4 protein-coding genes are annotated in these 4550 nt (G+C 72.2%); 1 reads left to right on the plus strand and 3 read right to left on the minus strand.

Features of this window, described 5'->3' with window-relative positions:
* Nucleotides 1-101: 101 nt before the first annotated feature.
* The 3 genes from ACFU99_RS34175 to ACFU99_RS34185 all read right to left on the minus strand — a co-directional run bounded on the left by ACFU99_RS34175 (nt 102) and on the right by ACFU99_RS34185 (nt 3117).
* Entirely contained in the window at nt 102-1040 is a 939-nt protein-coding gene (locus ACFU99_RS34175) for a 3-oxoacyl-ACP reductase (RefSeq protein ID WP_384399619.1), read from the minus strand.
* Between the two features lie 71 nt (nt 1041-1111).
* Complete coding sequence (locus ACFU99_RS34180; protein WP_384399622.1) at nt 1112-2188, minus strand: Zn-dependent alcohol dehydrogenase; 1077 nt, start codon at nt 2186-2188, stop codon at nt 1112-1114.
* 74 nt (nt 2189-2262) lie between these two features.
* Complete coding sequence (locus ACFU99_RS34185; protein ID WP_384399625.1) at nt 2263-3117, minus strand: MaoC/PaaZ C-terminal domain-containing protein; 855 nt, start codon at nt 3115-3117, stop codon at nt 2263-2265.
* A 402-nt stretch (nt 3118-3519) separates the two neighbouring features.
* Between ACFU99_RS34185 and ACFU99_RS34190 the strand changes: the two genes are divergently transcribed.
* A partial coding sequence (locus tag ACFU99_RS34190; RefSeq protein WP_384399628.1) for a sensor histidine kinase occupies nt 3520-4550 on the plus strand: 1031 nt, incomplete at its 3' end.

Below are 4550 nucleotides of genomic sequence, written 5' to 3' on the forward strand. Positions count from 1 at the left end.
CCCCGGGGTCGTCCCGAGGCGGCCACTGTCGCATGCGGTCAACGGCGCACGAATGGCCGTAGCCGCGCGTATCAGCCGGTATCAGCCGGTACCGACCCGTATCAGCCGCCGTGCTTGAGCCCCAGCACCTCCACGGCCGCGAACGTCTCGTTCGGCGGGCGCCCCTCGTAGTACGGGGTCAGCAGCTCGTCCAGTTCGGCCGCGCTGAAGCGGTCCTTGCCGGTGTCGAACTTGGCCGCCACCTTGGGACGTTCGAGGACCGCGACCATGCCGCCGTGCACGACGAAGCACTGGCCGTTGACGTGCGCGGCCGACGGCGAGGCGAGATAGCCGACGAGCGGCGAGACGTGCTCGGGGGCGAGCGCGTCCAGGTCGCCGTCCTCGGGCACCTCGAACCCGGCGAAGACGTCCTCGGTCATCCGGGTGCGGGCGCGCGGGCAGATCACGTTGGCGGTGACGCCGTACTTGCCGAGGGCGGCGGCGCTCGACGTGGTGAGGCCGACGATGCCGCCCTTGGCCGCCGCGTAGTTGGGCTGCCCGGCCGAGCCCGCGAGGAACGCCTCGGAGGAGGTGTTGACGATCCGCCCGTAGACCGGCCCGCCCGTCGCCTTGGACCGCTCGCGCCAGTGGACGGACGCGAAGTGCACGGTGTTGAAGTGGCCCTTGAGATGGACGCGGATGACGGTGTCCCACTCCTCCTCGCTCATCGAGAAGACCATCCGGTCCCGCAGGATGCCCGCGTTGTTCACGAGGATGTCCAGCTGCCCGTAGGTGTCGACGGCCAGCTGTACGAGCCCCCGCGCGCCCTCGAAGTCGGCCACGTCGCCGAGGTGGGCGACCGCCTGGCCGCCCGCGGCGCGGATCTCCTCGGCGACCTCCTCGGCGGGTGCGGCCGACGCCTCGCCGGAGCCGTCGCGGCCGGGCCGTCCGAGGTCGTTGACGACGACGTTGGCGCCGAGCCGCGCCAGTTCGAGCGCTTCGGCGCGGCCGAGGCCGCGGCCGGCGCCGGTGACGATGGCCGTCCTGCCCTGGAGTGACATGTGCGTCTCCTAGCGTTCGCGTTCGCGGTGAGCGTTTGGGGCGTGGCGCGCGCGGGGGGCTTGGCGCGCGTTCACAGTTCGATGCAGGTGCGCAGCGCCTCGCCCGTACGCATCTGGTCGAGCGCGTCGTTGATCTCGGTGAGCCGGACCCGGTGGGTGATCAGCCCTTCGAGGTCGATGCGGCCGGCGCGCCAGAGCGCGATGGACCGCTCGTAGGACCGCAGCACATCGCCCCCGCCGTACAGGGAGGGCAGGATCCGCTTCTCGTCGAAGAACAGCTCGAACATGTTGACCTGGAAGTTGTCGTCCATCGCGCCCGCCCCGACGACGCACAGGGTGCCGCCGCGCCGGGTGTTCTCGTACGCGGTGCGGGCGGTGGCGGACTTGCCGACGACCTCGAAGACGTAGTCGAAGCCCTCGCCGCCCGTGATCCGGGCCTTGGCGTCGGCCAGTCCGTCCGGCGCCACCGCCTCCGTCGCCCCGAACCGCAGCGCGGCCTCGCGCCGGGAGGCGACCGGGTCGACGGCGACGATCTGCGCCGCGCCGCCGGCCCGCGCGCCCTGGATGACGGAGAGGCCGACGCCGCCGCAGCCGATCACGGCGACGGACGAGGCGGCCTCGACCTTCGCGGTGTTGAAGACGGCCCCGAGGCCGGTGGTCACGCCGCAGCCGATGAGCGCCGCTATCTCGTACGGCACGTCGTCGGGGATCGGCACGGCGCAGCCGGCCCCGACCACGACCTCCTCGGTGAAGGTGCCGGTGCCGGCGAAGCCGAAGACGTCGCCGCCGGGGCGCTTGAAGTTGGGGGTGCCCGCGTTCATGAAGCCGGTCAGGCACAGCTGGCTCTGGCCGCGCTTGCAGGACGGGCAGGTGCCGCAGGCGGGCAGCCAGCAGACGAGTACGCGGTCCCCCTGGGCGAGGCCGCTCACCCCGTCGCCGACGTCGACGATCTCGCCCGCGCCCTCGTGGCCGGGGACGAACGGGGCGGGCTGCGGCAGCACGCCGTTCATCGCGGAGACGTCGGAGTGGCAGAGTCCGGTGGCCTTGATCCGGATCTTGACCTTGCCGGGGCCGAAGCCGACCGCCTCGACGTCGTCGAAGACCTCCAGTTTGTCCTGTCCGATCTCCTGCTGCACGGCTGCGCGCATGGTGCGGCTCCTTACATAAGGTGCGTACGGGTGCGGTCGGTTGCTGGGCGTGCCTGCGTACTCGCGTAGTCGCGTTACGCGTACTCGACGACGGTGTCCGCGAGGACCGGCGAGTCGTCCCGCTCGGCGGCGGTGACCGACACCTGGACCCGGCCGTCCCCCCGCCACATGCGCAGGCGCAGGGTCTCGCCGGGGAAGACGACGCCCGTGAAGCGCGCGGAGTACGCGCGTACGCGTGTCACGTCGCCGCCGAGCGCGGTGTCCACGACGGCCTTGAGGGCGACGCCGTACGTGCAGAGCCCGTGCAGGATCGGCCGGTCGAACCCGGCGAGCTTGGCGAACTCGGGGTCGGCGTGCAGCGGGTTCCAGTCGCCGGAGAGCCGGTAGAGGAGGGCCTGGTCCTCGCGGATGGCGCGCTCGACGGTGTGGTCGGGCGCGCGGTCGGGGAGTTCGAGGCGGCTGGAGGGGCCGCGTTCGCCGCCGAAGCCGCCCTCGCCGCGTACGAAGATCTGGGTGTCGGAGGTCCACAGCGGCCCGTCGGCGTCGGCGACCTCGGAGCGCAGCACGATGACGGCGGCCTTCCCCTTGTCGTAGACGGCGGGGACGGTGGAGGTCTGGGTGGCCGCGCCCTTGACGGGGATGGGGCGGTGCAGCTCGATCCGCTGGCTGCCGTGCAGGACGGCGGCGAGATCGACGTCGATGCCGGGGGCGTTGAGGCCGCCGACGACGGCCATGCCGGCGCCCGCGACGGTCGCGAAGCTGGGGAGCACGTGCAGCTTGCTCTCCAGGGTGTAGCGGAGTTCGTCGGGGTCGGTGGCGGGGCGGCCCGCGCCGATGCCCAGGTGGTAGAGCTGGATGTCCTTGTGGTCCCAGGTGAGATCGGTACTGCGGGGCGCGGCCGAGGTGGCCTTCGCGGCATCGATGGGCATGGGGTACTGCTCCTTCGCCACGTGGCGGTGGTTCGCGGACGGCGGTGGTGCGTGAACGGCGGGGCGGTGCGTGTGGACGGCGGTGGTGCGTGCTCAGCGGTTGGCGATGGCGGTCGGTGGCGCACGGCCGGCGATCCGGTCCGGTCGCCCAGCTCCGGCGCGGCCGTCCGCACCGTCGATCGCGCCGGAGCCGTTACGACCGGCCGCTCGCGTCGTTTTAGAACGCGTTCTAGCCGGTGGCCCATGTATAGCCGATCGCCCGGCCACTGTGAAGAGCACTACTGACGCACCATCAGGTATACGGCACCGACGGCCCTCCCCCGGCCGCCGGTACAAATGTCACAGCCAGCCCCGGACATCCGTATCTGCCCAGCTCTCGGCCGTCTGCGTAAGGTCATGGACATGAGCGATCCGCTGGCCAACGTCCCGAACAGGGCACCGAACAAATGGGCCTTCCTGCCATGGCTCTTCATCATCAGCGGGAACGTCATCGACGTCGCCAAGGGCGAACCGCCGCTGCCCTGGCTCGCCGCCGCGGGGCTGCTCGCCTTCGCGGTCTGCTACTCCGGCACCATCGCCCTGGGCTTCGACGAGCGTCGCCGCTCCGGCCTGGCCCGAACCCTGCTCGCCGCCGAGGCCGCGGTCACCTACGCCCTCGCCATCGGCTACGGATCCGAATGGACCCGGTGCTTCCTCCTGCTGGCGATCAGCGCGGGCGTCACGCTGCGCGGCACGGAGCGCGCCCTGGGCATCACGATGATCATCTTCTCCAGCTCGGCCGGCGCCGTCACCGGAATGTTCGGCGACGGGGGCGACGCGGCGCTCATGGGGTACGGCACCCTGCTCTCCGGCGTGGTCGTCGCCATGGTCCTCACCCTCTTCGAGACCGTGACCAAGCTCCGCAACACCCGCGAGGAGCTGGCGCGCGGCGCCGTCGAGCAGGAGCGGCTGCGCTTCTCCCGCGATCTGCACGACCTGCTCGGGCACACCATGTCCGTGATCGTCGTGAAGGCCGAGGCCGTACGCCGCCTCGCGCCCCGCGACCTGGACGCCGCGCTCGGCCAGGCCGCCGACATCGAGGCGGTCGGCCGGCAGGCGCTCACCGAGATCCGCGAGGCCGTCTCCGGCTACCGCGAGGGCAGCCTGGCCACGGAACTCGACCGCGCCCGTTCCCTCCTGGAGGCGTCCGGCATCGAGACCGGCGTCACCCGGTCCGGCCCGCCGCTGCCGCCGCAGACCGAGGCGCTGCTGGGCTGGGTGGTGCGTGAGGGCGTCACCAATGTCGTACGGCACAGCGGCGCGGCGACCTGCTCGGTGGAGGTCCGCGGCAAGCCAGACGGCGTCCATCTGGAGATCACCGACGACGGCCGCGGCCCCGCCGAACCGGCCGCCGGCCCCGACGCCGCCCGCGGTACGGGCCTCAAGGGCCTCAC

Origin of the sequence: Streptomyces sp. NPDC057654 (assembly GCF_042800135.1) — a bacterium.
In the GTDB taxonomy this organism is placed as follows: Bacteria; Actinomycetota; Actinomycetes; order Streptomycetales; family Streptomycetaceae; genus Streptomyces.

What these genes read in the sequence shown, in the direction of transcription:
- ACFU99_RS34175 (WP_384399619.1), bottom strand. Translation starts at nt 1,040, where the DNA reads ATGTCACTCCAGGGCAGGACGGCCATCGTCACCGGCGCCGGCCGCGGC.
- ACFU99_RS34180 (WP_384399622.1), bottom strand. Translation starts at nt 2,188, where the DNA reads ATGCGCGCAGCCGTGCAGCAGGAGATCGGACAGGACAAACTGGAGGTC.
- ACFU99_RS34185 (WP_384399625.1), bottom strand. Translation starts at nt 3,117, where the DNA reads ATGCCCATCGATGCCGCGAAGGCCACCTCGGCCGCGCCCCGCAGTACC.